The organism is Paenibacillus sp. J22P90 (assembly GCF_059692195.1).
Map to the genome: position 1 here is coordinate 540,075 of NZ_JCAUAY010000001.1, position 26,581 is coordinate 566,655.

15 protein-coding genes and 1 pseudogene are annotated in these 26,581 nt (G+C 47.8%); 15 read left to right on the forward strand and 1 reads right to left on the reverse strand.

Features of this window, described 5'->3' with window-relative positions; all coding sequences use genetic code 11:
• Positions 1-19: 19 nt before the first annotated feature.
• The 6 genes and pseudogenes from AC58UX_RS02095 to AC58UX_RS02120 all read left to right on the forward strand — a co-directional run bounded on the left by AC58UX_RS02095 (position 20) and on the right by AC58UX_RS02120 (position 13,438).
• On the forward strand, positions 20-1,549 hold the full coding sequence (locus AC58UX_RS02095; RefSeq protein ID WP_497249237.1) for an extracellular solute-binding protein: 1,530 nt from the start codon (positions 20-22) through the stop codon (positions 1,547-1,549).
• An 81-nt stretch (positions 1,550-1,630) separates the two neighbouring features.
• Positions 1,631-8,215, forward strand: a complete 6,585-nt coding sequence (locus tag AC58UX_RS02100; RefSeq protein WP_497249239.1) for a pectinesterase family protein — start codon at positions 1,631-1,633, stop codon at positions 8,213-8,215.
• Positions 8,216-8,294: 79 nt separating this feature from the next.
• Entirely contained in the window at positions 8,295-9,860 is a 1,566-nt protein-coding gene (locus tag AC58UX_RS02105) for a glycoside hydrolase family 43 protein (RefSeq protein WP_497249241.1), read from the forward strand.
• A 608-nt stretch (positions 9,861-10,468) separates the two neighbouring features.
• A pseudogene (locus AC58UX_RS02110) lies at positions 10,469-11,236 on the forward strand (glycoside hydrolase family 28 protein); the annotation flags it as partial.
• Between the two features lie 237 nt (positions 11,237-11,473).
• On the forward strand, positions 11,474-13,027 hold the full coding sequence (locus tag AC58UX_RS02115; RefSeq protein WP_497250030.1) for a glycoside hydrolase family 43 protein: 1,554 nt from the start codon (positions 11,474-11,476) through the stop codon (positions 13,025-13,027).
• A 201-nt stretch (positions 13,028-13,228) separates the two neighbouring features.
• Entirely contained in the window at positions 13,229-13,438 is a 210-nt protein-coding gene (locus tag AC58UX_RS02120; RefSeq protein WP_497249243.1) for a transposase, read from the forward strand.
• A gap of 72 nt (positions 13,439-13,510) precedes the next feature.
• Here the strand turns inward: AC58UX_RS02120 and AC58UX_RS02125 are convergent, their stop codons facing one another.
• A complete protein-coding gene (locus AC58UX_RS02125) occupies positions 13,511-14,428 on the reverse strand; it encodes an AraC family transcriptional regulator (protein WP_497249245.1) in 918 nt (305 codons plus the stop codon).
• A gap of 213 nt (positions 14,429-14,641) precedes the next feature.
• On the opposite strand from AC58UX_RS02125, the gene AC58UX_RS02130 reads away from it, so the two are divergent.
• The 9 genes from AC58UX_RS02130 (at position 14,642) to AC58UX_RS02170 (ending at position 26,507) form a co-directional block, all read left to right on the forward strand.
• Positions 14,642-14,971, forward strand: coding sequence for a carboxymuconolactone decarboxylase family protein (locus tag AC58UX_RS02130; protein ID WP_497249247.1), 330 nt, complete (start codon positions 14,642-14,644; stop codon positions 14,969-14,971).
• Between the two features lie 11 nt (positions 14,972-14,982).
• Positions 14,983-15,984, forward strand: coding sequence for an aldo/keto reductase (locus AC58UX_RS02135; RefSeq protein ID WP_497249249.1), 1,002 nt, complete (start codon positions 14,983-14,985; stop codon positions 15,982-15,984).
• Positions 15,985-16,200: 216 nt separating this feature from the next.
• Positions 16,201-17,616 (forward strand): HAMP domain-containing sensor histidine kinase, encoded by a 1,416-nt coding sequence (locus AC58UX_RS02140; RefSeq protein ID WP_497249251.1) that lies wholly within the window; start codon positions 16,201-16,203, stop codon positions 17,614-17,616.
• A 317-nt stretch (positions 17,617-17,933) separates the two neighbouring features.
• The gene (locus AC58UX_RS02145; protein ID WP_497249253.1) at positions 17,934-18,407 is read left to right on the forward strand and encodes a hypothetical protein; all 474 of its coding nucleotides are present in this window, start codon (positions 17,934-17,936) and stop codon (positions 18,405-18,407) included.
• Entirely contained in the window at positions 18,407-19,186 is a 780-nt protein-coding gene (locus AC58UX_RS02150) for a cytochrome P460 family protein (protein WP_497249255.1), read from the forward strand. Before AC58UX_RS02145 ends, AC58UX_RS02150 begins: the two co-directional genes overlap by 1 nt.
• Positions 19,187-19,210: 24 nt before the next feature.
• Positions 19,211-19,885: a DUF4405 domain-containing protein gene (locus tag AC58UX_RS02155; RefSeq protein WP_497249257.1), complete on the forward strand. Its 675-nt coding sequence runs from the start codon at positions 19,211-19,213 to the stop codon at positions 19,883-19,885.
• 256 nt (positions 19,886-20,141) lie between these two features.
• Entirely contained in the window at positions 20,142-20,837 is a 696-nt protein-coding gene (locus tag AC58UX_RS02160; RefSeq protein WP_497249259.1) for a winged helix-turn-helix domain-containing protein, read from the forward strand.
• Positions 20,838-21,145: 308 nt separating this feature from the next.
• On the forward strand, positions 21,146-21,823 hold the full coding sequence (locus tag AC58UX_RS02165; protein ID WP_497249261.1) for a hypothetical protein: 678 nt from the start codon (positions 21,146-21,148) through the stop codon (positions 21,821-21,823).
• Positions 21,824-22,241: 418 nt separating this feature from the next.
• Entirely contained in the window at positions 22,242-26,507 is a 4,266-nt protein-coding gene (locus AC58UX_RS02170; protein WP_497249263.1) for a glycoside hydrolase family 3 N-terminal domain-containing protein, read from the forward strand.
• The last annotated feature ends 74 nt before the right edge of the window (positions 26,508-26,581 follow it).

Sequence of the window (26,581 nt, forward strand, 5' to 3'; positions counted from 1 at the left end):
ATACCGGAGGGGTACAAGAATGAGGAAAAAAGCATCTCTACTAATGGGCGTCACCTTACTCGCATCCGTCACGCTCACCGCGTGCAGCACAAGCAATGAGCCGGCGTCTGGCAGCAACAGTCCTGCAGCAAGTGCAGCTGTGAAAGAGGATATGAAGCCGCTCGACTTGTCGATCGTCGTTACACAGGTTGGCGAGATTCCACCGAAAGCCAATCCAATGGAGGAAGCACTAGCGAAATACACGAATACGAATCTGTCTTTCCAATGGATTCCAGCTTCTGCCTATGATGATAAGATCAACGTGATGATCGCTTCCGGCGAGCTTCCTAAGTTGATGAAGGTCGGTTATATCCCGACGATTATCAGCGCGATGCAATCGGGCACGTTCTGGGAGCTAGGTCCTTATCTGAAGGACTACAAGAACCTGGCCGCACAGCCGCAAACGTATTATGACAACATCAATGTGGACGGCAAGCTGTACGGCATCCCGATTTACCGAAGCGTAGGCCGTGCCGTGATTCACTACCGCAAGGATTGGCTGGATGCAGCCGGACTGAAGGTGCCTAAGTCACTTGATGATTGGTACAACGTGCTGAAATACTCGGCAGAGTCCGATCCAGATAAGAACGGGAAGAAGGATACCTACGGTTTTATGCTGGATAAAAACTACAATCAAGGTACAGCTTCCACATTAACTCGTCTGAGTGTTGCGCAGGGCGGGCCGAATAAATGGAAAGTGGATGCACAAGGCAATTTCACACCGGAGTTCTTGACGGACGAATTTTTTGCGACGATGAAGCTGTTCAAACGGTTGTATGATGAAAAGCTGATCAACACGGACTTTGCTGTATCTGATACGACAACGATCGATAAAGCCTATGAAGCTGGGCGTGTAACGCTACGAATTTCAGGCGGGAATGCACAAACCATGCAGACAAATCTTTCGAAGGTTGTACCGAACGCGCTTATCGATGCAAATGGGTTGGAAGGCCCAGCGGGTGTCCGTGTACCAGCGGAGAGTGGGAATGCAGGCATCTTGGCAATTCCGAAATCTTCCGTGAAAACTGAAGCGGAATTGAAACGTGTGCTGACCTTCCTGGATAAACTGCTAGAGAAAGAGATGGTTAATCTCATCAATAAAGGGATTGAAGGCAAGCACTACAAGGTCGATGGCAATTTCACACTTCCGCTCGACACCGATGCTGATTTCAAAGAAGTGAAGCCGTATCGCGACTCCTTGATCCAACGCGGTGAAGCTTACAATATGGACAAACCGATGAAGCAAACGGATCTGTTCCTCAAAAACAATAAGCTGGTCAGCGAGAATGACAAGTACGTTGTCGGGAATCCAGCGCTTACGCTTATCTCAGCTACCTACACCGAACGCGGGAAAGAGCTGGAGCAAATGATTACTGACGCTGAGACGAAATTCATTATGGGGAAAATCGACGAAGCGGGCTGGAAAGCGGAAGTCGACAAATGGAAGAAAGCCGGCGGCGACAAGCTGTTGGAAGAGTATAAGGCAGCGCACCTAAAAGCTAAAAAATAAGCATTGCGACAACCAGATCTACAGCTGAGGGCAATTCGATTGTTGTCATCAACCTTTTGTACAGAGAAAGGAGTTTGGATTGTGGTCAAACGTCGCAAAACTACAGCTCGAAAAAGTTTCATTCTGATGCTCATAGCATCCTTACTTGTATCCATGGTGAGTGCAATTGCCTTGCCGGAATCAAAGGTTTCAGCGGAGGAGGCGGCCGTATCGGTCGCCGCTCCTTTTCAGGAATTCAGGATTGTAGGTGCGAATGGCGATAACATCAATATTAGTGGCTACAGCAACAATGATCCGATCAACGTCTGGTTTACGCAAAATCAAACGAATGAGCGCTGGCGCTTGGATTCTGCGGACGGCATCAATTATAAGCTCGTCAATATGACGACCCAGAAACTGCTGTCACCGAAGGCGTGGACACTCGCAGGAGATACCGTGCTCTATGAGGAGGCAGCCAAAGAGGAGCAGCTCTGGCAATTCATCCCGGTGGAGCCTCTGAACGAAGAGGGCTATGTCCGGTACAAAATTGCAAGTAAAACGGATACATCTAAAGTCTTGACGCTTGACGCAGACGAACGGCGCGTTCGTCTTGAAGCGTATCAAGGCCTGGAAACGCAAAAGTGGCGCTTGGTAAGTGACGGTACCCCTGCATTCCCAGGAGCCGAAGGCGGCGGTATGTATACGACCGGCGGCAGAGGCGGCAGCGTCTATGAGGTGACGACGCTGGCGGATTCCGGCCCAGGCTCGTTGCGGGAAGGGGTTGCGCTTAGCAATACCACGATCGTATTCCGGGTTGGCGGCACGATTCATCTGCAATCGCCGCTGAAGATTACCGGCGCGAACCTGACCATAGCCGGACAAACGGCCCCGGGCGAAGGGATCACGGTGTCCGATTATGCCACTTATTTTGAGGCGGATAACCTCATTATGCGATATATGCGATTCCGGCTTGGCGATCGTTATCCAAGCGAGGACGATGCGTTCGGCGGTCGCTACCATAAGAACATCCTCATCGATCACAGTTCGTTTAGCTGGTCGGTAGATGAAGTCCTCAGTATGTATGTAAATGAGAACACGACGGTACAGTGGTCGATTGCGTCGGAAAGTATGTTGATGACGTCCCATCAGAAAGGCCGTCACGGGTATGCGGGCATTTGGGGCGGGAACAACGCCACGTTCCATCACAATCTGATTGCGCATAACGTCAGCCGGAATCCACGATTTGCCGGGTCTCCGAACTTCCCGACGGATATGTACAACAACGTGATTTATGATTGGGGCTTCTTCTCTTCCTACGGTGGGGAGCAGGGCCGTTATAACTTGCGCAATAATTACTACAAGTATGGACCGAGCACTTATGGTAACGCTCGCGAGATGGTTTTCCTGGATGTGAGTGCGGATACCCGCCTCTTCGTAGGCGGCAATATCATGCATGGCTCGCCTGCAGTAACAGCGGACAATTGGAAGGGTGTCGGGGTTCTCGCGAATCCGGCTTCGAAGCTGAGTTCGCCGGTTGTCATGCCGCAGCCGGTTGCGCCTGAATCGGCAGAAGCCGCCTACGCACACGTACTTGCACAAGCTGGGGCGACAGTGCCGATGAGGGATGCGACGGATGCCCGTATCGTTCAGGATGTTCGGAATGGAACAGGGCGCCACATTAACTCACAGCGTGAGGTTGGCGGATACCCCGAGTTTACGCAGGCAGTTTCGACGCAAGCGGACAGCGATCATGACGGCATGCCGGATGAATGGGAGCTGGCTCATCAGCTGAACCCGAACGATCCTGCAGACCGCAATGCGATGCATGCGTCAGGCTATCTCAACCTGGAAGTCTATTTAAACGGCATCACCGGTAACGGATCGGCGAATCCGACGGCGGCAATCGCGTCTCCTTCGGACAATACGCTAGTGACAGCCGGCACGGATGTTGAGATTACTGCAACCGCAGCGGATGCCGACGGTTCCGTGGCGAAAGTGGAATTTTACCTGAACGATGTCAAGCTGGGCGAGGATACAACTGCTCCGTACGCGTATACGTGGAAAAATGTCCAGGACGGCACGTATTTCCTTACGATCCGCGCTATTGATAACACCGGTACGTCCACGCAGTCGAGCAACGTTGCGGTTCATGTGAATAAACCAGGCAGCACTGCGCCATGGCAATCCCAAGACATCGGGGCCCCGGGGATCGCCGGCCACACGCAATTAGGAGCATCGGCGACACAGGTTACGGTGAAATCGGCCGGGGATATCTGGGGAGCAGCAGACAACTTCCATTTTGCTTACCAGCCGTTGACAGGAAATGGCGAGATTGTGACTCGCGTTGACAAGATTACGGCAACCGACGACGAGGCGGAAGCTGGCGTAATGATTCGCGAGAACCTGAGCGCTTCTTCCAAATTTGCAGCGTTGATGGTTTCCTATGTGAAATACGGCAAGAAAAGCATCGTGTTCAACCGCACGTCGGTAGGCGGTACGGTGAACCGTGTCGAGCCGGAAGATTTTATCAATACGCCTTATTGGGTGAAGCTCGTTCGTTTAGGCGACCAGTTCACCTCCTTAGTTTCGGAAAACGGAACTGACTGGTCCGTGATTGACATGATTACGCTTCCGATGGCGGAGACCGTCTATGTCGGTTTGGCAGCAGATGCCGCCAAAGTGGACGATGATGTGAATAAATATAATGCCTCGGATTTCTCACAAGCAGCCGTACACTCGTTAGATAAGGACTTTCCGACGGCACCTAGTGGATTGACAGCGACAGCAGGGACCAAGTCTGTAAGCTTAGCTTGGACTGGGATTCCAAGCGCTACAGCTTATCACATTTATCGCAGCGAAATGCCTGGCGGTCCATATGCCAAAATCGCAGAGGGGATTGCAGCACCGACTTATACGGATTTGAACTTAATTCCGGGCAAGTCCTATTACTATGTCGTTACTGCCCAAAATGCCATCGGCACTAGCTTTAACTCTGCGGAGGTAAGTGCAGTTCCAGATGGTGAGCCGGAGACGATCTATTATGTCGACGAGGATTTCGAAGCGGAGGCGCTGGGTACGACACCTGCGGGCTATACGTTCACGCCGATCCCTCAGGATGCCGATCACAAAGTCGTCGTGACCGATGTTCCTGCGAACTTGACAGGTAATACGTCCAAGCAAGCGTTAATCCTGTATGACAATGGCGTCGGCAGTACAGAGCTCATTCGTAAATTTGCTCCACAAACAGGGAAATTCGTCCTTGAGGTCGATATCTCCTCACCTGGGTGGCCGGGGACCTCTACCGTGCTGAATCTGCAGGATGAGTCCGGCAGCAAGACGGCGCTGTCCTTCCAGCTCCGCAAGCCGACTGCGCCTGCGGCAGAAGCGAATTACACGCTTGTGTATAAGAAAAATAGCGCAGATTATAAGTTGATCGACCCGCCTGCGAACAATCAATGGCTCAATTTGAAGGTGGTTGCCAATGTCGGGGCGCAAACGGCGGACATTTACATCAATAACAACTTAGTTGAACAAGCGCCGTTGCAAGCGGATCTCCGAACATCGGGCATTGCCCGCATTTCGGCGAAAACGCCGGGAACAGGCAAAGGGACGATGTATTACGATAATTTAAAAGTTTACGTGGAGCCGGTTGAGACGCCAAAAGGATTGACAGCGACTGCCGGCAACGGCAAAGTGCAGTTGGCTTGGTCGGCAGCCGACGGAGCGTCCGCCTATAATGTTAAGCGGAGCACAACGGATGGCGGACCGTTTGCAACAGTCGCTGCAGGACTCACCGACGTTGCGTATGTCGATGAAACAGTCGTCAATGGCACGACTTACTACTATGTCATCACAGCAACAGGCGTGACAGGGGAAAGCGGCGTTTCCAATCAAGCAACGGCGACGCCTTCGGTATCGGCCGTGAAACCAGCTGCACCTGCAGGGTTAACGTCGGCAGGGCGCAATGCGCAGGTCGATCTGGCTTGGGAAAGCGTCACGTATGCAACGAGCTATACAGTCAAAAGAAGCGCAAGCCCGTCAGGTCCGTGGACCGCAGTAGGCAGCGGCATCACGACGACGTCTTATCGCGACGGCGGTCTCGATAACGGGACGACGTATTACTATGTCGTTTCAGCAACAAGTATCGGCGGTGAAGGGGAGAATTCGACTGTCATCACGGCTACGCCGTATGGCCACCTTGCCACACCGATTGTAACGGCACAGCCGATGCCTCAAGCAGCCAGCCTGCAGTGGGGGGCAGTCGATGGCGCCGAGTTCTATATCTTGCAGCGCGCTCAGCAGGCGAATGGGCCTTTCACGGTCATTGCCGATCATGTAACCGGTATTTCCTATGTGGATTCAGGCTTAGTGAACGGTTCGCCTGCTTACTACAAGGTGACAGCAACGAATAGCCACGCGAACAGCTTACCTTCAGATGCGATTGGTGTACGTCCGTCGGCTGAAGATGGTACGTTGGCTGGTCCAACGGGTCTGGTTGCAGAGCCGGGGAATGGCAGTATGGCGCTCAGTTGGACAGCAGTGCCTGGCGCGGCTTCCTATGCCGTGAAACGTAGTGATTCGCCGGATGGGGCTTTTGCTACTATCGCGCAAGGCTTGACTGCAGCGCGCTTTACGGACACGGGGCTGATCAACGGTAAATCGTATGTGTATCGCGTGACGGCGTTGAATGAAGCTGGGGAAGGGCAAGGCTCCGCCACCGTTCAGGAAGTGCCGGCATCGGTCATTACCGTTGCGGCGGATGGAAGCGGGCAATATACGAAGGTGCAAGACGCCATCAATGCGGTACCGGCGAATAGTGCCACACCAACGATCATTAAGATCAAGAACGGTGTTTATCGTGAAAAGCTGGATCTCCCGTCCTCGAAGGTTAAGGTACGGATGATCGGCGAAAGCCGAGAAGGCACAGTACTCGTCTACGGCGATGCCGCCAGCACGCTGGATGCGAACGGCAATGCGCTGGGGACGTCTGGCAGCTATAGCTTCCGCGTACAAGCGAGCGATTTCACAGCTGAGCATCTGACGATTCAGAATGATGCAGGGATGACAGCAGGTCAGGCTGTTGCGCTGTATGCGAATGCGGATCGTCTTACTTTCCGCGATGTCCGGTTACTAGGCTATCAAGATACGCTCTATGCGAACAACGGCCGGCACTATTATGTCGACAGCTATATTGCGGGTACAGTGGACTTCATTTTCGGAAATGCTGCGGCAGTCTTTGAAAACAGCACGATACACAGCTTAGGCGGCGGCTATGTGACTGCGGCGTCGACGGCAGCAGGCAAGCAGGGCTATGTGTTCCTGAACAGCCGGATTACGGCGGAACAGGGCATTACCGGTGTTGCGCTGGGCAGACCTTGGCGTGCCGACGCCAACGTTATCTATATCAACAGCTATATCGGTGAGCATATTGCGCCAACCGGTTGGAATAACTGGAGCAATCCGCTCAATGAGAAAACAGCGCGCTACGGCGAATTCGCCAGCTATGGCCCTGGAGCGAATGCGAAGAGCCGCTTCAGTTGGGCGAAGCAATTGACGCCGGAGGAGGCAACGCTCTATCTGCCGGCTAACGTGTTTAACGGCAGCGACGGTTGGAATCCGCTCGCGCAGACGGTTCTGCCGGACGGCAACCGCGATCTGGCGAGTCTAACGGTGAACGGCGTCTCCGTACGGGAGTTCTCGCCGCAGAAGACGGTGTATCAGATTGATCTTACAGCAGTTGGAGCCGTTCCTGTCGTTGCCGCAACAGCAGGGTCAGGGAAATCACAAGTTGAAGTGCTTCAAGCGGCAGCCGTGCCGGGTGCGGCCGTCGTTCGCGTCACAGCCCAAGACGGCAGTGAACGGACGTATCAAGTCATCTTCGCAGCGCCGGATCAAGAGGCGCCAAGAACGACTGACGATGCTCCTGCGGGTTGGGTGAATCAAGAGGTTGTCGTTCGACTCTCTGCTTCCGACAACTTGTCGGGTGTTGCGGCAACGTTTTATGCCATCGACGGAGGCGCTTTGCTAACATGGGAGGAAGGCGATTCAATCCGCTTCCAGACAGAAGGGAAGCATTCGCTGAGCTATTATAGTGTCGATGGAACAGGGAATACCGAAGCTGTGCATACATCCAGTGTTTGGATTGATCGAACGCTCCCGACAGTTATTGCTTCGGTGTACGGAAAGCCGCTGGATAGTGTCCTCGACCTTCCTGACAGTCAACCTTTTGCACTTCAGCTGCAGACAGCGGACGCTTTGTCAGGCGTGAAGCTGCAGTCCGTGACGGTGGATGGGCAGCCTTATTCGCTGGGAACTGTACTGGATTGGGCGGGGCAGCAAGGAAATTATGTGATTTTGGTGACAGTTGTGGATAACGCCGGCAATACATTAGCAGCGCAGTATACTGTCAAAGTCGTCACAAGCGCGGAGTCGATCCGCAATCTGATCGAGCGCTATCGCCAATCAGGCGATGTGCGCGGGCCAATGCTGGCGCAATTAAGCAACAATTTGGATCAAGCAGAAAGTCAATGGAGGAAGGGACATGGGAATCAGGCGGTGAAGCATTTGCAGGATTTTCTCGAGCATTTGAATAACCAAGCTTTGCAGCAGCATGTCTCTGAACAAGCGAAGGAGATTCTCCGCACGGACGTGAATGCCCTGATTGCCAGTTGGACAAAAGGTAGTTAGAGGGAGTGAACAAACTCTGGGGGCCTGATGGGACTCCGGAGTTTCACTTCATGTTATACGTAATAAAGGAGCTGAACTTATGCGAATGTTTCGCAATCCGATTCTGCCAGGATTCTACCCAGATCCTTCGATTTGTCGTGTTGGTGAAGACTATTACATGGTCACGTCGACTTTTGAATATTTTCCCGGCGTGCCGATTTTTCATAGCAAGGACTTAGTCAACTGGAGGCAAATCGGGCATGTCCTCGATCGGCCTTCCCAGTTAAATCTGGATGGAACGCCTGCGTCCCGAGGGATTTATGCGCCGACGATCCGGTACCATGAAGGCATTTTTTACATGATTACGACGTTTGTGGAGAGCGCCACAGGAGCGCGAAAAAATTTCTTTGTCACCGCGACAGATCCTGCTGGAGACTGGTCGGAGCCGTATTGGTTAAGCGATGCGCCAGGGATCGATCCATCTTTGTTTTTTGACGATGGCGGGAAAGTGTATTACACCGGAAACCGTGTCCCTCCCGAGGGCCAGCAGTATCCGAAGCATATGGAAATCTGGCTGCAGGAGCTGGATCTGGAGACGAAGCAGCTTACAGGACCAAAGCTGAGCTTGTGGGACGGCGCTTTAAAGCAGATTCACGCGCAGGAAGGACCGCATTTGTACAAAATCAACGGCTATTATTATCTGGTTATCGCTGAAGGCGGCACCGGCTTTACGCATTCCGTGACGATTGCCCGCAGCACCAGTCTCGCAGGACCTTATGAGAATTGCAAAATGAACCCGATTCTGACCCATCGGCACTTGGGTTTCGGGTACGGGATCGTCAATGTCGGTCACGCCGACCTTGTAGAAACGCAGAATGGCGACTGGTGGATGGTCTGCCTCGCCTCACGGCCTTATGGCGGGCCTTACCGGAACATGGGCCGGGAAACGTTCCTCGTGCCAGTCTTGTGGGAGAATGGTTGGCCGGTAGTTAATCCCGGAAAAGGCATAGTCGAATGGGAGATGGAGGCTCCGAATTTACCGGAGAAGCGCTGGCCGTCCTTGCCGGTCTGCGATCATTTCGACGCGCCGGTGCTCGAGGAGCGGTGGAACTTTATCCGGACGCCACGCGGTCCATTCTGGAGCTTGACGGAACGTCCTGGACATTTGCGCTTGAAGCTCAAGCCGGAGACGATGACGATGGAAGTCAATCCGAGCTTTGTTGGCCGCAGGCAGCAGCATATCTCCTATGCGGTACGTGCGGCGATGGAATTTACACCGAAGGGGAGGGCGGAAACAGCCGGCCTCGTGGCGCTGCAGAATCACAACTTTCAATATCGGTTCGAATGTGCCTCTTTGAGTACTGGTCAAGCCGTCGTTCGCGTCATCTGTCGCGAAAACGGCGTTGAAACAGAGCTAGGCTCTAAAGTGATGGAAGCAGGAAAGATGTACTTAAAGCTCGAAGCCATCGGGCAATTGCTGCGATTCGACGTTGCGAAGGAAGCGGAGAAGTGGGAAACGGTCGTCGAGCAGGCGGACGGGACCGTGCTAAGTGCGGATAAGGCAGGAGGCTTCGTCGGGGCGTATATCGGACTGTTTGCCAGCGGGAATGGAGAGGCGAGCTCAAATTACGCGGATTTTGATTATTTTGAATACGTCGGTATGTAGATAGGGGACACATTTTGGAGATGAGAGAGGAAACGATGATGATGATACTGGAGAAAATTGCTGCTCCCAAATGGGAGATGCCAGCAGTGCTGCTTCCCGAAATTCCTAATTTTACGGTGAACTTGACGGATTTCGGGGCGGTAGGCGATGGACGATTCGACAATACGCAAGCTTTCCACCAGGCGATTGAAGCGTGCGCACAAGTGGGAGGAGGCAAGGTGGTCATTCCGGCCGGGCTATGGCTTACTGGGCCGCTTACACTCACGAGCCGATTGGAACTGCATGCGGAGATAGGGGCCATGGTGCTGTTCAGCAAGCGTTTCGAGGACTATCCGTTGATCGCGTCCACCTTTGAGGGGAAGCCATCGGTCCGTTGTCAATCCCCGCTGGATGCGGAGGGCGCGGAGCATATTGCGCTGACGGGGCAAGGCATATATGACGGAGGAGGCGAAGCGTGGCGGCCGGTTAAACGCTGGAAAATGACAGATCTACAGTGGGAGCGTCTAATCGGCTCAGGTGGCATCGTCGATGAATCGGACGAGATGTGGTGGCCGTCCAATGCGGCGATGGCGGGGCGCGCAAACGTCGAGCGGTTGATACAGGAAGGCATGCAGGATGCTGAAGCCTACTTGCCGTACCGCGATTACTTACGTCCGAATCTGCTTAGCTTTCGGAGATGCAGCCGTATTCTGCTTGAGGGACCGACGTTTCAAAACTCACCCGCATGGAATCTGCATCCGTGGGGATCGGAGCATGTTACTATCCGTCATGTCACGGTGCGGAATCCATGGTTTGCGCAAAACGGCGATGGGCTTGACCTGGAGTCCTGCCGCTATGCAATCATCGAGGGTTGCACATTTGACGTAGGGGACGATGCGATCTGCCTGAAATCAGGCAAAGACGCACCTGGACGGGCGCTCGGCCTGCCGTGCGAATACGTCACGATCAAGCACTGCACCGTCTATCATGGACACGGCGGCTTCGTCATCGGCAGCGAGATGTCCGGTGGTGTTCGGCGCGTTCACATCACCGATTGTACGTTTATGGGTACGGATATCGGGCTTCGGTTTAAAAGCGCCCGCGGGCGCGGAGGCGTCGTCGAGGAGATTCTCGTCGAACGGATTCGCATGACGGACATTGTCGGTGACGCCATCTCCTTCAATCTCTTTTATGCAGGGGTAGAAGGTTCAGGGATCTTACAGGAAAATCGATACGCGGTTACGGAGGAAACACCGGTGTTCCGCAATATTACGTTTAGGGATATTGATTGTACCGGTGCGGAACATGCTTTTTTAGTTAATGGACTCGCGGAAATGCCGCTTGAGGGCGTGTCTGTCTACAATTACAACGCGACAGTACGGACGGGCGTCGTGTGCCACAACGCGAAGAAGCTTAGACTGGAAGACCTCCGGTTGTACACCGAGGAGGGACCGCTGGTGAAGCTGCACCAGTGCCAGGACGTGAAGGTGACGCGTTTAGGCGGAACGGGCGGGAAAGATGAAGATACGTTGCTCGCCGTCTCAGGCGATTCATCCTCAGGGATCGAGTGCCGCGATCCGCTGACAGCGCCGTCGCTCCGCGTTGTAAGTGAAGGTGACGAGGTTCCGACCAAGGTGGTGCAGACTTCAGCTTGGTATGCCAATCTGGGGAATGGGCGGTTTCGTAATCCAATTCTGTACGCAGACTACTCGGACCCGGATATCGTGCGTGTCGGGGAGGATTTCTACATGACGGCTTCCAGCTTTGCCAGCTCACCAGGGCTTCCGGTTCTGCACTCGAAAGATCTCGTGAATTGGACGTTGATCGGGCATGCGGTGGATAGACTTCCCGGGGGCTATGACGATGGCGTTCGGCATGGCGATGGAGTTTGGGCACCGAGTATCCGATACCATGAGGGAAAATTCTGGATCTTTTTCAGCGCGCCGGATGAGGGCATCTATATGACGACGGCTGTAGATCCTGCGGGGCCGTGGACACCGCTGCATATGGTGAAGGAAGTGAAAGGTTGGATCGATCCATGTCCTTTCTGGGACGAAGACGGTCAAGCGTATTTGATTCATGCGTTTGCCAATAGCCGCTGCGGGATCAAGCATAAGCTCAAAATGTGCAGGATGCACCCGGAGGGAACCTCCTTGCTGGACGATGGCGAGATCGTCTACGATGGTACCTTGGAGCATCCTACGCTGGAGGGACCTAAGCTTTATAAGCGCAACGGTTACTATTTCATCTTTGCACCAGCAGGAGGCGTACCGACGGGTTGGCAGGCGATTTTCCGATCGAAGCACATTATGGGGCCATATGAGGATAAAATCGTCTTGCATCAAGGCGATACCGAGGTAAACGGTCCGCATCAAGGCGGCTACGTCGATCTTGATTCCGGCGAATCGTGGTTCATTCACTTCCAGGACCGTGAGGCGTACGGGCGGATCATCCATTTGCAGCCGATGCAGTGGGTCGACGACTGGCCGATCATGGGGGTGGATAAGAACGGAGACGGGGTCGGCGAGCCGGTGCTTGAGTATGCGAAGCCGAATGTCGGGCGTGAATGGCCGTTTGTTGTTCCGGCGACGAGCGATAACTTCGATAGCTCCTTCCTTGGCTTGCAATGGCAATGGCAAGGCAATGCGAAGCCGGAATGGTATTCCCTGCATGCGAAGCCAGGGCATTTGCGATTGTATGCACAGGAGCTGCGGGAAGGCGTGCGCACGCTGTACCCTGCCTCGAATGTGCTGTGTCAGAAGTTCCCAGCGCCGGTTTTTACGGCAACGGCGAAGCTGACGTTTGCACCAGGGAACGAGAACGAGCTAGCAGGTTTAACGATATTCGGGCATGATTATCGTTATCTCGCGTTGAAGCCAGCTAATAGCGGGTTAAAGCTTGTTTTCGTGCAGGGACGGGGCAGTAAGGCGGGATCAGCTGAGGAAACACAGGCTGAAGGAGAGCTTCCGGCCGGTGTTAACACGGTGTACCTCCGCGTCAACGTGGAACTGGAAGCTGTATGTGCATTTGAGTATAGCGTGGACGGCATCACTTATGCGTCAATTGGCGACCGTTTCGAGGCGGTTCCCGGCGGCTGGGTAGGGGCCAAAATAGGTCTGTTCTGTATTGGTCAGGGTAAAGGAGCTGTCAGCGGCTACGCTGATATAGATTGGTTACGGATTACATAGTTTCAAGAAATAAAAGAAATAAGAAGGTGTGCGGCAAAGATTAACCATAATGCATACTGGTCAGTCAAAACTGCACAAACAATTATGGGAAACACGAACATACGAGGCTTTCATCCAGAGTTGGAGCAACGTTATCGTGGATTTCAATACATGTCGTTGGACTTCAAAAAGCTCTTGGACCAAAATGAGCTGTCTCAGAGCATGTCTCGAGTTGGTCGATGCATTGATAACGGCCCGATGGAATCTTTCTGGGGGACTCTAAAATGTGAGAAGTATTATTTACACAAGTATGAAACCTTTCAGGATCTCAAGAAGGACGTCGATAACTACATCCATTTTTACAATAACGAACGATTACAAGCAAAATTAAACGGCCTTAGTCCAATGGAATTCAGGAACAAGGCCGCTTAAATAATTTTTATAATTTGTACTGTTTACTTGACGGGGGCTGTTCATAGGGCTACTGCTCCTGTTTTGCTTGATTCAAGCGTGGACTCTTTGGTCGTAGCCCGCCTTCAAGCGCTTTATATCTTCTTTAGGTGGATAACCAAACATACGTGAATATTCACGGCTAAACTGCGATGCACTTTCATAGCCTACTCGGAAAGCTACATCGGCAGCATCCGTCGATTCAGACATTAATAGGCGCCGGGCTTCCTGTAATCGCAGTTGTTTTTGAAACTGAAGTGGACTCATGGCCGTTACTTCTTTAAACTGTCTGTGAAACGTAGAAATCCCCATATTGGCTATTTCCGCAAGCTCCTCAATTCGTAAAGACTTATCCATGTTATTAATAATTTGATCGATAGCCTCTCGGATTCGGTAGGTGCTACTACCTTCCATCGCGATTTGCGCCAACGTAATACCGTACTGCCCTTGAAGAAGTCTATATAAGATTTCTTTCGTGTAGAAGGGAGCAAGATACGGAATGTCTTTCGGATTGTCCAGTAATCGAGACAATCTCATGATCGCATCTAATATGGATAACTCGATCTCGCCGACAAACATCGCCCGTTTTGTACCTTCTTGCGGGGCAATTTGGATGTGTCCCTCATTTAATACTTCTAATATTTGATTCTCCGTAAACTCCAGCTTTAAGCTAAGATAAGGCTCATCGGGTGAAGCTTTTATAACGCGACCGATCACTGGCAAGTTCATGGACGAAACCAGATAGTCGGCAGGTCCATACTCAAATCGTTCTTGGGAAAGTATTACATCTTTATAACCTCGAGCGATGAAACATAAGCAAGGTTTGTATACTCTGTAGACGGGCTGAGACGCTTGCGAGGCACGAATAATAAATAAAGATGGAATCGCTGTCTCGTAAACACCGTCATGACTCGCATGTCGCTCAATCAGTTCGGCGAGTTCATTCTGTAGGTTTTCAATTCGTCCTAACATATTCTCCTCCTTGCGAGTTGCCCTTGGATATTCTCATTATAATATAACAATCGTCAATTGCAAAAGTAGTGGCGGAGAGGATTAGGCAATCATTTGAGACGAATGTGATAACGTTCTCTTATAAATTTGTAGCATAATAATGTTGTGCTTATTTTCGCAGGCAGAGGTTTAGCAACCATTTATATAATAAGAAGGAAAAGGAGCGATATAAAAATGTCGGATTCCAAAGAACTTACTATTGCTCAGAAAGCGATCGGAGATTTTGCACCCAAGTTGGTTGAACTAACCGATGAAGTATTATTTGGAGATGTATGGAAGCGTGAGGAACTTTCTCCACGCGACCGTAGTTTGATTACCATAGCGAGCTTAATCACAGGCGGAAATACGCAGCAGATGAAAAATCATTTAAATTTGGCAAAACAAAATGGTCTGTCGGAAAAAGAGCTAATTGAAGTGATGACCCATCTTGCCTTCTATGCAGGTTGGCCAAAGGCAATGTCAGCCATTATGGTAGCAAAAGAAGTATTTGCTGCTGAAAAATGAGAGGTGATCTGATGGAATTTCGTTCGCTCGGAAAAACAGGATTAAAAGTAAGCAACCTATGCTTGGGAACGATGACCTTTGGCAACCAGGCTGATAAAACGGCTTCCTTCGATATTTTGGACAAAGCCTATGAGACTGGCGTCAATTTCATCGATACGGCCGATGTGTATCCGATTGGAAGACAATCTCATGCCGTCGCAGGTGCAACCGAGTCGATCATTGGTGAGTGGCTGCAAGGTAAACGAGACAAACTTGTGCTTGCTACAAAGTGTTTTGGTGCGATGGGACCTGGTCCCAACGATAAGGGCTTGAGTAGAAAGCATATCTTCACTGCGGTTGAGGACAGCTTGCGGCGATTAAAGACGGACTATCTTGACCTTTACCAAGCTCACCAATACGACTCGGATACGCCCATGGATGAAACGCTCCGCGCGTTGGATGATCTTATCCAGCAAGGGAAAGTCCGTTACATAGGGATTTCGAATTGGCGCTCTTGGCAGGTTGCAAAGGCAAACGGCATTGCGGAACGGAAAAATTATGCCAGGATCGTAAGCGTTCAGCCGCGGTACAATCTGTTGTTTCGGATGATTGAGGACGACCTGGTTCCCATGGCACTTGATGAAGGGATTGGCATTATTAGCTACAACCCGCTTGCTGGCGGCATGTTGTCGGGCCGATATGGAAAGGATGCTCGTATCGAAGAGGGGACCCGGTTTGGACTTGGGAACAATGCAGGTGCCATGTACCAAGAGCGATACTGGAAAGATGCGACATTGGATGCAGTTGATCGGTACCGGGTCTGGTGTGGAGAGAACAATTTGAATCCTGTAACGACAGCCGTAAAATGGGTCACGCAGCAGCAGGGCATTACTTCCGCCATTATTGGCGCCAGCCGTCCTGAGCAATTGGATGCTAGCTTGCAAGCTGCTGGCACGAATGCCTTGACCGAACAGCAGTTGGCATGGCTCGACGGGCTATGGTTCTCACTCCCCCGTCGAAGCGAATTTAGTTAACATGGGAGGGAACCGAGATAGGTAATTTCCATTTGTGGACATCCTATGTTGTACAAAGCGAGGAGCAGTTCAGCCGCCGTGGCAACTGCTCCTTTATTCTTTACATGTGAGGGCTCTAACTTAGTTTGGTCGTTTATCTTTTGTTTAGAATATCTCCTATTGCAGTTTATAATTGACTGCTATTATAAAGCTTCAGAAAATTTAGAGGGTGCTGTTATGAAACTGGGAAAGCGAATATTTATTTCTAATACATTGATGGTATTGCTGTCATTGGTAGTATTGCTTGTAATAGGAAGCATCATGATTAATATGTACCATAAAGCGACCAGCAAAAATAATCAACTTGACCCTAACATATTAAACGTTGAATCTATTTTGAAGCAAAATCAAGGAATCGTTGAGGATTGGTCATCGCTAAGTCTTTCACTTGCAAAACATAATTATAGGCTCTGTGTCGCACAAGGCAGTTCACTGATTTACTGTAATATACGTCACCCGCAAGATTATATTAAAGCTTTTCTGAAAACGCTAAATTTGAGCGAGGATCAGCTTAACGTTTTCTTTGTAGATGGCGTAACATCAATTGGTCAGCTAATAACCGTTGGAGATAAATCCTATGCTGTGGTTGCAGTCAGCTACAGTATGTATAACCAGTTAATTGGTGTCGATCGGAGCGATTTCCAAAAATTCTTGATTATCTTTTTGCTCGTTGGACTTATCGCCATTGCTATTCTTTTGCTCATTAGCCAGCTGCTTACAAGGCGTCTTGTTAAGTACATCATGACACCCATCCACCAACTGACGATAAGTGCCAAGCGTATTGAAGAAGGTGATTTATCATCGCCGATCATCTATACAGGCAAGGATGAATTTGAAACCGTATGTACCTCCTTCAACCAGATGCAGCTATCTCTCAAAGGAGAACAGATTAAAAACGCCACCTATGAAAAAGCCCGTACGGACATGATCTCTGGTATTTCCCACGATTTAAGAACGCCGCTCACATCTGTCAAAGGTTATATCAAGGGTTTGCGGGATGGAATCGCCAAGACGCCAGAAAAACAAGCGCAATATCTCTCCATTGCCTACAAAAAAGCCTCAGATATGGATGTTCTCCTGCAAAGATTGTTTTATTTTTCAAAGCTAGAAACAGGTAATCTGCCGTTTTTTCCGGTAGAAACAGATCTAGGTAAATTTACTCAGAAATTCGCTAGCGATATTCAAGATGATCTGAAGCATAAACATGCATCGATCAGCGTCGAGATATCTGGCGGTATTCATTTAGTCAGGATTGACACGGAACAAATGCGGCAAGTGTTAGCCAATCTCGTGGAGAATGCGCTGAAATATGCAGGAGTAGAGCCGTTAGAGCTCTCTTTAAAGGTTGCTCGTGAAAACGAAAATGAATTGCTTTACTTTGCAGATAACGGAAATGGTGTCTCTCCCGAGAAGCTCCCGCATCTATTCGAACAGTTTTACCGAGGCGATGAATCAAGAAGCAGCGAAAAAAGTGATGGAAGCGGTCTCGGATTATATATTGTCAAATATATTATGGAGGCCCAAGGCGGAGCAGTTGCCGCTGAAAACAATAAGGGATTGAAATTTACGATGACGTTACCCGCGGTAAAATGAGGTGCTTCTTGTCTCTCTAAAGAGTAAGGAAGTAATGTTTTTTTATTTAGAAATTGTTTAGATTTTATCATCCACTAGTTTAAGGTTCTTTTTTATCATAGATATTATGTGATGTGATAGCCAAATAGTTTCTAAGATGGTTTTACAAAGCTTTAAATTTATTATGGAGGTATTTTCTTGTGGGACACCTTAGTGAATGGTTATGGATTACTTTCGTGCTTTTTTCAGTACTAAAAATTATTTCTAAACGCATGGTAAACGGGCAAAAGTTAAGTTGATGTTCACGTTTGGGGCTATCGAAAGGAGAAGCTATGAAGATGACTAACTTGAGCCGAAAAATTAATATGTCGACGATCTTAGGGATTTCCTTTTCCTTTCTTATGGTCGCATGTTCGACGAAGGAGATGGCTTCGGTTGGTCAGTCGCCGTTTCCCTCGAAAGTCGGTTTCCACAGTTCTATAGTGGGAGTGAGAAAACAATCCACCTATGTAGATGGTGTCCACACGGCGATCGGTAAATACGGAAACCGTGACTCGTCCATCTCCGTGACCATAACCTTGATTAGCGACGTCATCAAAGGCGTCCAGATTACTCCTCTTGCAAAAGATCCGACATCCCTCGACTTACAGCAACACTTCGCCGACACGATTCCCGCGGCCGTAGTTGGGATGCGAATCGATGAGGTTAAAGTGTACCAACTCAAAGGTTTCAATCGTACGCCCGACGCTTTCAATGCCGCTATTGAACTGATTAAAGAGCAGAATCGGATTGGGCCGACACCACTCAGCTAATGGACGCATCTTGGGATTTAGAGGCCGTATTTGCTTATTTTGGAGGAGGAAAAACATTGAAAAAACTATTTTTACTTACCCTTGGTTTAGTTACTACCTTAACATTCTCCTCATGTGGAAATAACAACAATGACATGACAAACAGTACTCGGCAAGATGAGCAGACTGCAATGGATAGTACAATGACAAACAATACCCCGAATTCGGAGGGGGCTAAAACCGACAGTACAAAGACAGAGACTACGCCGAAGGCGGAATCATCTGAAACTAACAATGAGCAAGTCAAACTTCCTGAGAACTATGATAAAGGTGTGCTCTATACGACTGTAACTCGTGGAAATACAAAAGAGTTACTCTATGCGAGTCGGGAAACGATTGAAGCGGTGAAAGCAGGAAAACCGTTCCCTAGCGGAACCGCATTAACGCTCGAGATTTATAGAGATGGTGTACTTTCCGACATTTTTGTCTCGGAAAAGCGTACGGGATGGAATCAGAACGCTTCTGAGAAGAGCAACGGAGATTGGCGATTCCAGGCGTACCTTGGCGATAAGTCACTTAATACCAAACGAGATATAAAGAGTTGCATTTCTTGTCATGCTAGCCAGTCACGGGATGACTTCACATACACATTAAGTCAGATGAAGAGTTTCAAGCTTGAGGATTTTACGGGATCGCTGGATACAAACACAGAATTGAGACATGCAAGTCTTTTAGAAGATTGGGAGTTAAATTCATTAAAAGATTATATGTCTGCTATAACATCCAAGAAGTCATCTTAGATAAAAAGTTATGGAGGTAAGCCTGTGAATCCCAAAATGTTGATTAAGCTGGTCATTGACCTTCTTATGACAGTAGCGATGTTAGTAGTGATGGCTTATCCCATTACCGGTAATAGGGTCCATGAAATCGTTGGTGTTGTTTTATTTGTATTGTTTACCGTTCACAATTTCTTAAATCGAAGATGGTATAAAATAATTGGTAGAGGAACATATACCGTACAACAAATTCTTAGCATAACAGTAAATATGCTTTTTCTATTATCGATTGTTGTTGCATTGGTCAGCGCAGTGCCCATTTCACGCGACATATTTCCTTTTAGTCCCACAAATATGGAGATGATCATGAGGCAGATACATGTTCAGAGTGCTTATTGGGCGTTTATTCTCATGTCTGTTCACATAGGAATCTCGTGGGGAAGGATTATTAACGCGGTGAGGAAAATGACGGGCATCAACACTTCAAGCCGCATTCGCACAATTACGACTCGTTTGTTGGCGGTACTCATTGTTGTTTATGGTGTGCAGATTTCATTTGAAAGAGATATGGGTGCTAGATTACTTATTTATAATCCATTTGGGTATATGGGATTGGATGAATCCATCTTACCTTTTGTAATTGATTTCTTATCTATTATGGGTATTTACATTGCTGGGGCGCATTATACATTGAAATTTATTTCAGATGAGAAGGTTAGGTAGGGAGAAACATGTGATGAAAAAAAGGTTATCTATCATTACTGTGGGCAGTGTCCTCATGTTGTCTACATGTGTATTTGCGGAAGATGGTTTGCAGCAGATAATAGCTTTTTTGAGAGGTGAAAGTGGGGCGCCTAGCGGGATCCAGCGGTACCCCCGATGGATTCAACGCTGTGATTGAACTTATCAAGAAGCAAGCTGAGGTAGCTGATGCCTCTGATATGATAAATTTACCCTCAGCTAAAGGAGGAGATACTGCATGACGAAAATCTTGATTGCCGAAGATGATCCCGAAATCGCTATGCTGGAAAAGGATTACTTGGAGATTAGCGGATTTGAAACGGCAATTGTGGCAGATGGCAGCAAGGTAGTGAGAGCTGTCTTAGATGGCAACTATGATCTCTTGATTCTAGATCTTATGCTTCCCGGATCCAGCGGTTATGATATTTGTCGTGAAATTCGCGATCAGACTGAAATCCCAATTCTTATGGTGACTGCCAAAACGGAATCTATTGATAAAATTCGCGGCCTCGGTTTGGGCGCGGATGACTATATTGCAAAACCTTTCGACCCTGCGGAACTAGTGGCCAGAGTCAAATCTCATTTGAATCGATTTAATCGTCTAACCAATGCTTCCTCTCGGACTTCGGAAGAAAGCGGAATTCAAATTGGCAATTTGAAAATCATGACCCGAAGTTGGAAGGTATACCGTGATGGACAGGAAATCAAATTTCCTAACCGAGAGTTTGAACTGCTAAAGTTTCTTGCCATGAACCCTAATATCGTATTCTCCAAAGATCAGCTTTTCGAAAAAATTTGGGGGCATGATTATATAGGTGACAGTGCCACAGTTACAGTTCACATTAATCGGATCCGCGAAAAAATTGAAGAGGACCCTTCTAAACCGAGAATGATTGAAACTGTTTGGGGGGCTGGTTATCGAATAAATCTATAAGCATGATCTTACCATGCTCCGTTTTACTGACGGCATGGTTTTTGTTTATATTAAAAAATTGAGGATGAGTGCGAGAGCCTTCGGCATTTTCATGGCGAACTGATTTCTTAAAATACAAGAGAATTTTAATAGAAGGGGATAGTATTTTGTATGGAGATATATCCATATTAATGCTAAGTTTACAAATGATAGAAAGGAGGTTGTATCCTATATGGAAGTCACGGAAGCTTCTCAAAAAGATCAGAATGGGATAAGTAAGCAAATTCAAAATAGTGCGGCTACTCCAGCCGCAGAAGGTGGGTAATAATATGAAGAAAACCTGTATCGGATTCGCTCTAGCATCCATGTTTATGTTAAGTTTTGCCGCAAACACACACGCAGCTACCGTAGGCGTATATAATGAAAATTCGTGCGACGGGATACTGAATTATAGCTTTCAAGTACCAGTGGAAGAATGGGATGTTATAAACAATTATTATCCCACTAGCGGAATTATTGTGACCAGTGATTTCTTTCTGAATGGAAACTATGTGGCTTCAACTGAAAATGCCATTGAAAATTATTCAACGGATATTTTATATTCACAGGTTCAAGGAGATGATTCTACGAAGGGCAACTCTTGGCGTGTAAGTTCCTATTTTAAATATCCTGGCGAAGGTTATATTGGAACATTTACAGGTTATGGCGAAGGTCATTTTGAGCAAACTACAAGTTGTAATGTTAATGATACTACGGCACCAACAATTACATTATCATATGATGATACAAACAACCTACTACCACTAAACGTTACGATTAAAGCAACGGATAACGTAGGCGTTACGCAAATAAATGTCGAGAGTGGAAACCGAGATGCTAGCTATTTTGAATCGGGAGCGGCGGGTCCGCCATTAAGCGGGCCAAACATTACGATTGGAAGTGGAACGACTACCGTATGGGCAAGAGATGCGGCTGGCAACCAAACGGTGCAAACGATAACCAGATAACAGCGAAGAAGTGAATTTTACAGCCACCAAGCGACTAACCATCGTAAGGTGGTTTCTTTTTGTCTTTTTTTGTCGATAGACAGGAAGTCTGAATCGTTATAACCAGAAGTCTGAATGCTTATATTAGTTCAAAAGTCGTGGTTATATAATACAAATACAAGCAACAGGCAGGTGGTGGTGAGGTTGCTTAATAGGTGATGGAAAGGAAAGGGAAGCGGGTTGTCTTGGCACCAAATACAGGATTCGGTACATAAAGTTAAACGTGAATGATAGGGGAGGGGGGCGAAAAAATCATAAAACCGTGTAGTTAAAGGTTCGAAATAGCATCTATGAGTGATTAAAGCGTGGTTTTGAAAGTTGTACGTTACAAGGTTGCAGCTATCAAAATATGTAAAGCTATGAAATGGAGGAAAGAGAAATGAGTAAGAATTTCAGAAGAATGACATCGATCATATTAATGGCTACATTAATGATAACCATGTTGTTCGGTTCAGGGTTTGGACAGGTTGCGCATGCCGCTGGAACACCAGTTCCGGGAACTGTACCAGGTGGCACCGAGGTAACGAGTTTTCCTATCAGTGTTTCGACACCGGGATTGTACAGGGTTGTTTTTAACCTTTCCCAGGGTAACTCAAATTCATTAATAATTTTAAAGGATGGTTATGGGAGCACGTTGACTTCTTTTAATTATCCAGCTACTGGCACTACATCTACCCAATATTTCGATTTGACTGCAGGTGACCAAGTATTAACTGCTGCGATCACTTCAGATATTAATTTCTATACAAGAATTGATTCCATGGTATTTACCAGATTGACAACTGTGGAAAACATCACCGCAAATGTCGCTGCAGGGGCAATTGCTAGCGATTTTAATCTCACGTTGACTACTCCTACGCCTGGTGCATTAGTTTACTATACAACTGATGGGTCAACACCTACTACAGCGAGTTCAGTTTTAGGTTCCGTCTATGGATCCGTGTATGCTGTACAAACTGCGAATTTACCTTTGACTGTCAGAGCAATTGCAGTAAGAGATGGGCTTGCCAACAGCAGTATTGCTTCCTTCGCATACACCTATAGTGCGACTGCTCAAGTGCCTGCTGTAACGACTACTAGAACCCCAAATACTTATAACACGACACAAACGGTTCCATTGGCCACTACAAGAGCTGGTGCAAGAATCTATTATACAACAGACGGTTCAACGCCAACAACGTCAAGCACTTTATATGTATCACCAATTTCTGTAAGCTCAACCCAGACAATTCGAGCAATTGCTGTGGCAGATGGGTTGCTTAATAGTAATGTGGCTTCATTTGCCTACGTTATAACTGCAACTACACCAACTGCCGATATTGCAACGGGATCAACCATTGGAGATCAAGTAAAGATCACTTTGACAAGTACTACACCGAGCGGTCGCATTTACTACACGACAAATGGAAGTGACCCAACAACAAGCAGCACATTATATACAGGTCCAATTGTAATTAATAGTAGCTTAGTAAGTAATAATGCAGTTCGTATTAAAGCAATTTCTGTTGCAACTGGAGCGGCTAGCGCCATACTAGATGTAAGCTATCCGTACGACCCTACTTTTAAAGTATTGGCTGCGGATACGATTGAGAAAGTTATCAGTCAGATGACTTTGACTGAAAAAGCAACACTTCTAAATGGTGGTGGAGGAAGGCTTCCTGGTCAGGCTTTCTATAGCCGAGCTAATCCTAGATTAGGGATTCCAGCTACATCATGGGCTGATGGACCTGCAGGTGTCCGGATTACTCGAACAGGTACTGATGCTGCTACTGGTCTACCATATGACAGAGATGCAACATGGTGGCCTAATGCTGCGGGAAGAGGAGCAACATGGGATCCTGAATTATCGGAGGACATGGGTGTAGCGTGGGGCAAGGAAATGTACAACTTTGGGGCTGATATCATTCTTGCGCCAGGTGTTAACATTCATAGATATGTTCGTAATGGAAGAAACTTTGAATATTATTCTGAAGATCCATATCTTACAGGGAAAATGGCTGCAGCAGAAATCAATGGTGTTCAATCTGAGGGTGTAGGAACATCCTTAAAGCATTTTGTTGGCAACGAACAGGAAAACGGTAGAACCAACCTGCCTACAAATATTAGCAAGAGAGCACTGCGTGAGATCTATTTAGCTCCTTTTGAAACGGTAGTAAAAGAGTCACAGCCTTGGACATTAATGACTGCATTTAACCAGATTAACGGTGTCAGTGCTGCTCAAGATCATGATCTGTTGACAACTGTTCTTAGAAATGATTGGGGATTCAAGGGATTTGTAATGTCAGACTATCAGGGATACGGCAATGCTCCCTACACGACAAGCCTTACTGGTCAACTTAACGGTGGAAACGCATATGCAAATATGGTCAAGGCAGGCAATGACAGTGCACAGCCAGGAACTGCCAATGTTGTCACTGGTATTACGAATGCAGTTAACAATGGTTTCCTTACGATGGCTGAACTTGACACTTCGGTAAGAAGAATCCTTGAGTTTGTAGTTAAATCTCTAACCTTTAAAGGTCAACCATTAGGGTTATCTAACCCATATAAGGCTGCAAATAATGTGATAGCAGAAAAAATTGCAATTGATTCTATGGCAATATTGAAGAATGACAAGATTAACAACAAACCTGCATTGCCGATTACTAATGGAAATATTCTTGCACTTGGTACAGGTAACGTTAATATCGTTAGAGGTGGAACTGGAAGCGGCAGTACGAATGCTAACGTAACTGGCACTATGCAGTTACCAGCGGCTTTATCTAGTGTATATACGAACGGTACTGTTATTAACTCAACCGATATCGTTACCCGTGTACGTGCTAGCGTTCTTGCTGTTACCGGTTTTTCAGGAGATCCTGCTATAAATGAGATTTGGCCAACTAACGACCAAGTGGCAAGTATGGTCTCACAGGCAGATACTGTTGTAATGACAATTCGCAGGGGCTCTGCTGAGGGTTCAGATAACGGGGATGCATTAGGTGCTTATAGATTGAGCCAAGCAGAGCAAGATCTGATCGATCAGGCATCTACTCAAACGAAGGCTGCTGGGAAAGCTTTTGTGGTAGTTCTGAATATGGGTGCTCCGATTGAAATGGAAAGCTGGAAAAATAAAGTAGATGCCATTATTATGGTGAATGAAACTGGACAAGGAACAGGATTACCGATTGCGAAGGTGCTGACGGGTGCAGCTAATCCATCAGGAAAATTGACGGATTCATGGCCTATCGCTGCTTCAGGAAACTATAATAATGATCCAAGCAAGCCTTATTCACCAGCTGCGGCTAACTTTGGACCTACTACAGGTAATACGTACAGTGAAGGCATCTTCGTAGGCTATCGTTATTATGATACATTTAATGTTCCGGTATCTTACGAATTTGGTTATGGTACAAACTACTCAACATTTAACTACAGCAACTTGAAACTGAGCTCAAGTACAATCAGAAATGCATCAGACCAGATTACAGCAAGCGTTGATGTTAAAAATACAAGTAATATAACAGGTAAGGAAAGTGTGCAGTTGTATGTTGGAGCACCAGGAAAAACCATGCAAAAACCTGTTAAAGAATTGAAAGGCTTCGCGAAAACAGGTGATTTAGCAGCAAACGCGACTGAGACGCTCAACATGAAACTGAATGCAAGATCCCTTGCATCCTTTGATGTAGCACGCTCAGCTTGGGTTGTTGAGCCAGGAACATATGTGGTATATGCAGCAGCATCCTCAAAAGATATCAGAATCGTTCAGAATTTAACTGTTCCAAACGAAATCGTCGTTGAAACAGTAAACGATGCTATGCATGCACCAGCGATTAGCGAATTCCAATCACCGCTATTTAATGCTACAGATACGATTACTGGTTTTGTTTCAGCCTATGCAGCAACACAAGCAGGAACGGCACCTACGCTTCCTGCAACAGTTCAAGCAATAAACAGTAATGGAACAATCCCGATGGTAAATGTCACTTGGGATAACATTGACCCGCAATTATACGCAAAAAGTGGAACATTTACAGTATCGGGTTCAGTAGCCGGTTCATCAGTTAAAGCTAACGTACTTGTAACTGTATCCTCCACGACTTCTATTAAAGGAACCTATCTGGCAGGGCATAACGATAACTTCAACTTGGTCTACGCGATTTCCGGTGTGACAAACGTAACAGCCCAGGATGTAACCATCACTTATGATCCTACTAAGGTTACCTTTGTGGATGCGCAGGAGATTGACAGTGACAAGACAGCTATTCAAGAAAAAATTGTGGATAATGCAGCAGGAAAAGTGAGGTTTATCATCGCTAGCCTGGGAGCACAAAATGCAATCAATGGTAGTGCAGACATCTTGAATGTCCAATTCAAATCTTTGGCATCCAATGGACGAAGCACGATTGCAATCACCAGTTCCATCTCCGATGGAGCGGGGAATGTCACTTCGGCAAGTTCAAACAAGAACCTGACTATTAATGGAAATATACTAGATGTTTTGCCGGGATATGGAATAGGTGACCTTGGCATCATCAATAGCAACTACGGCGTAAAAGCAGGAGACAGCGGTTGGGATAGAATAAAGATTGCCGACATTAATGAAGACGGTCGCATCGGGCTTTTTGACATGGCCTATATTGTAAGAAAGTATGTGAATAACTAAGGTATATTAAATATTTGCACCGCGTGCAGATCCCTGCACGCGGTGTGGCATTGCAGGAAGTAAGAGGGTAGATA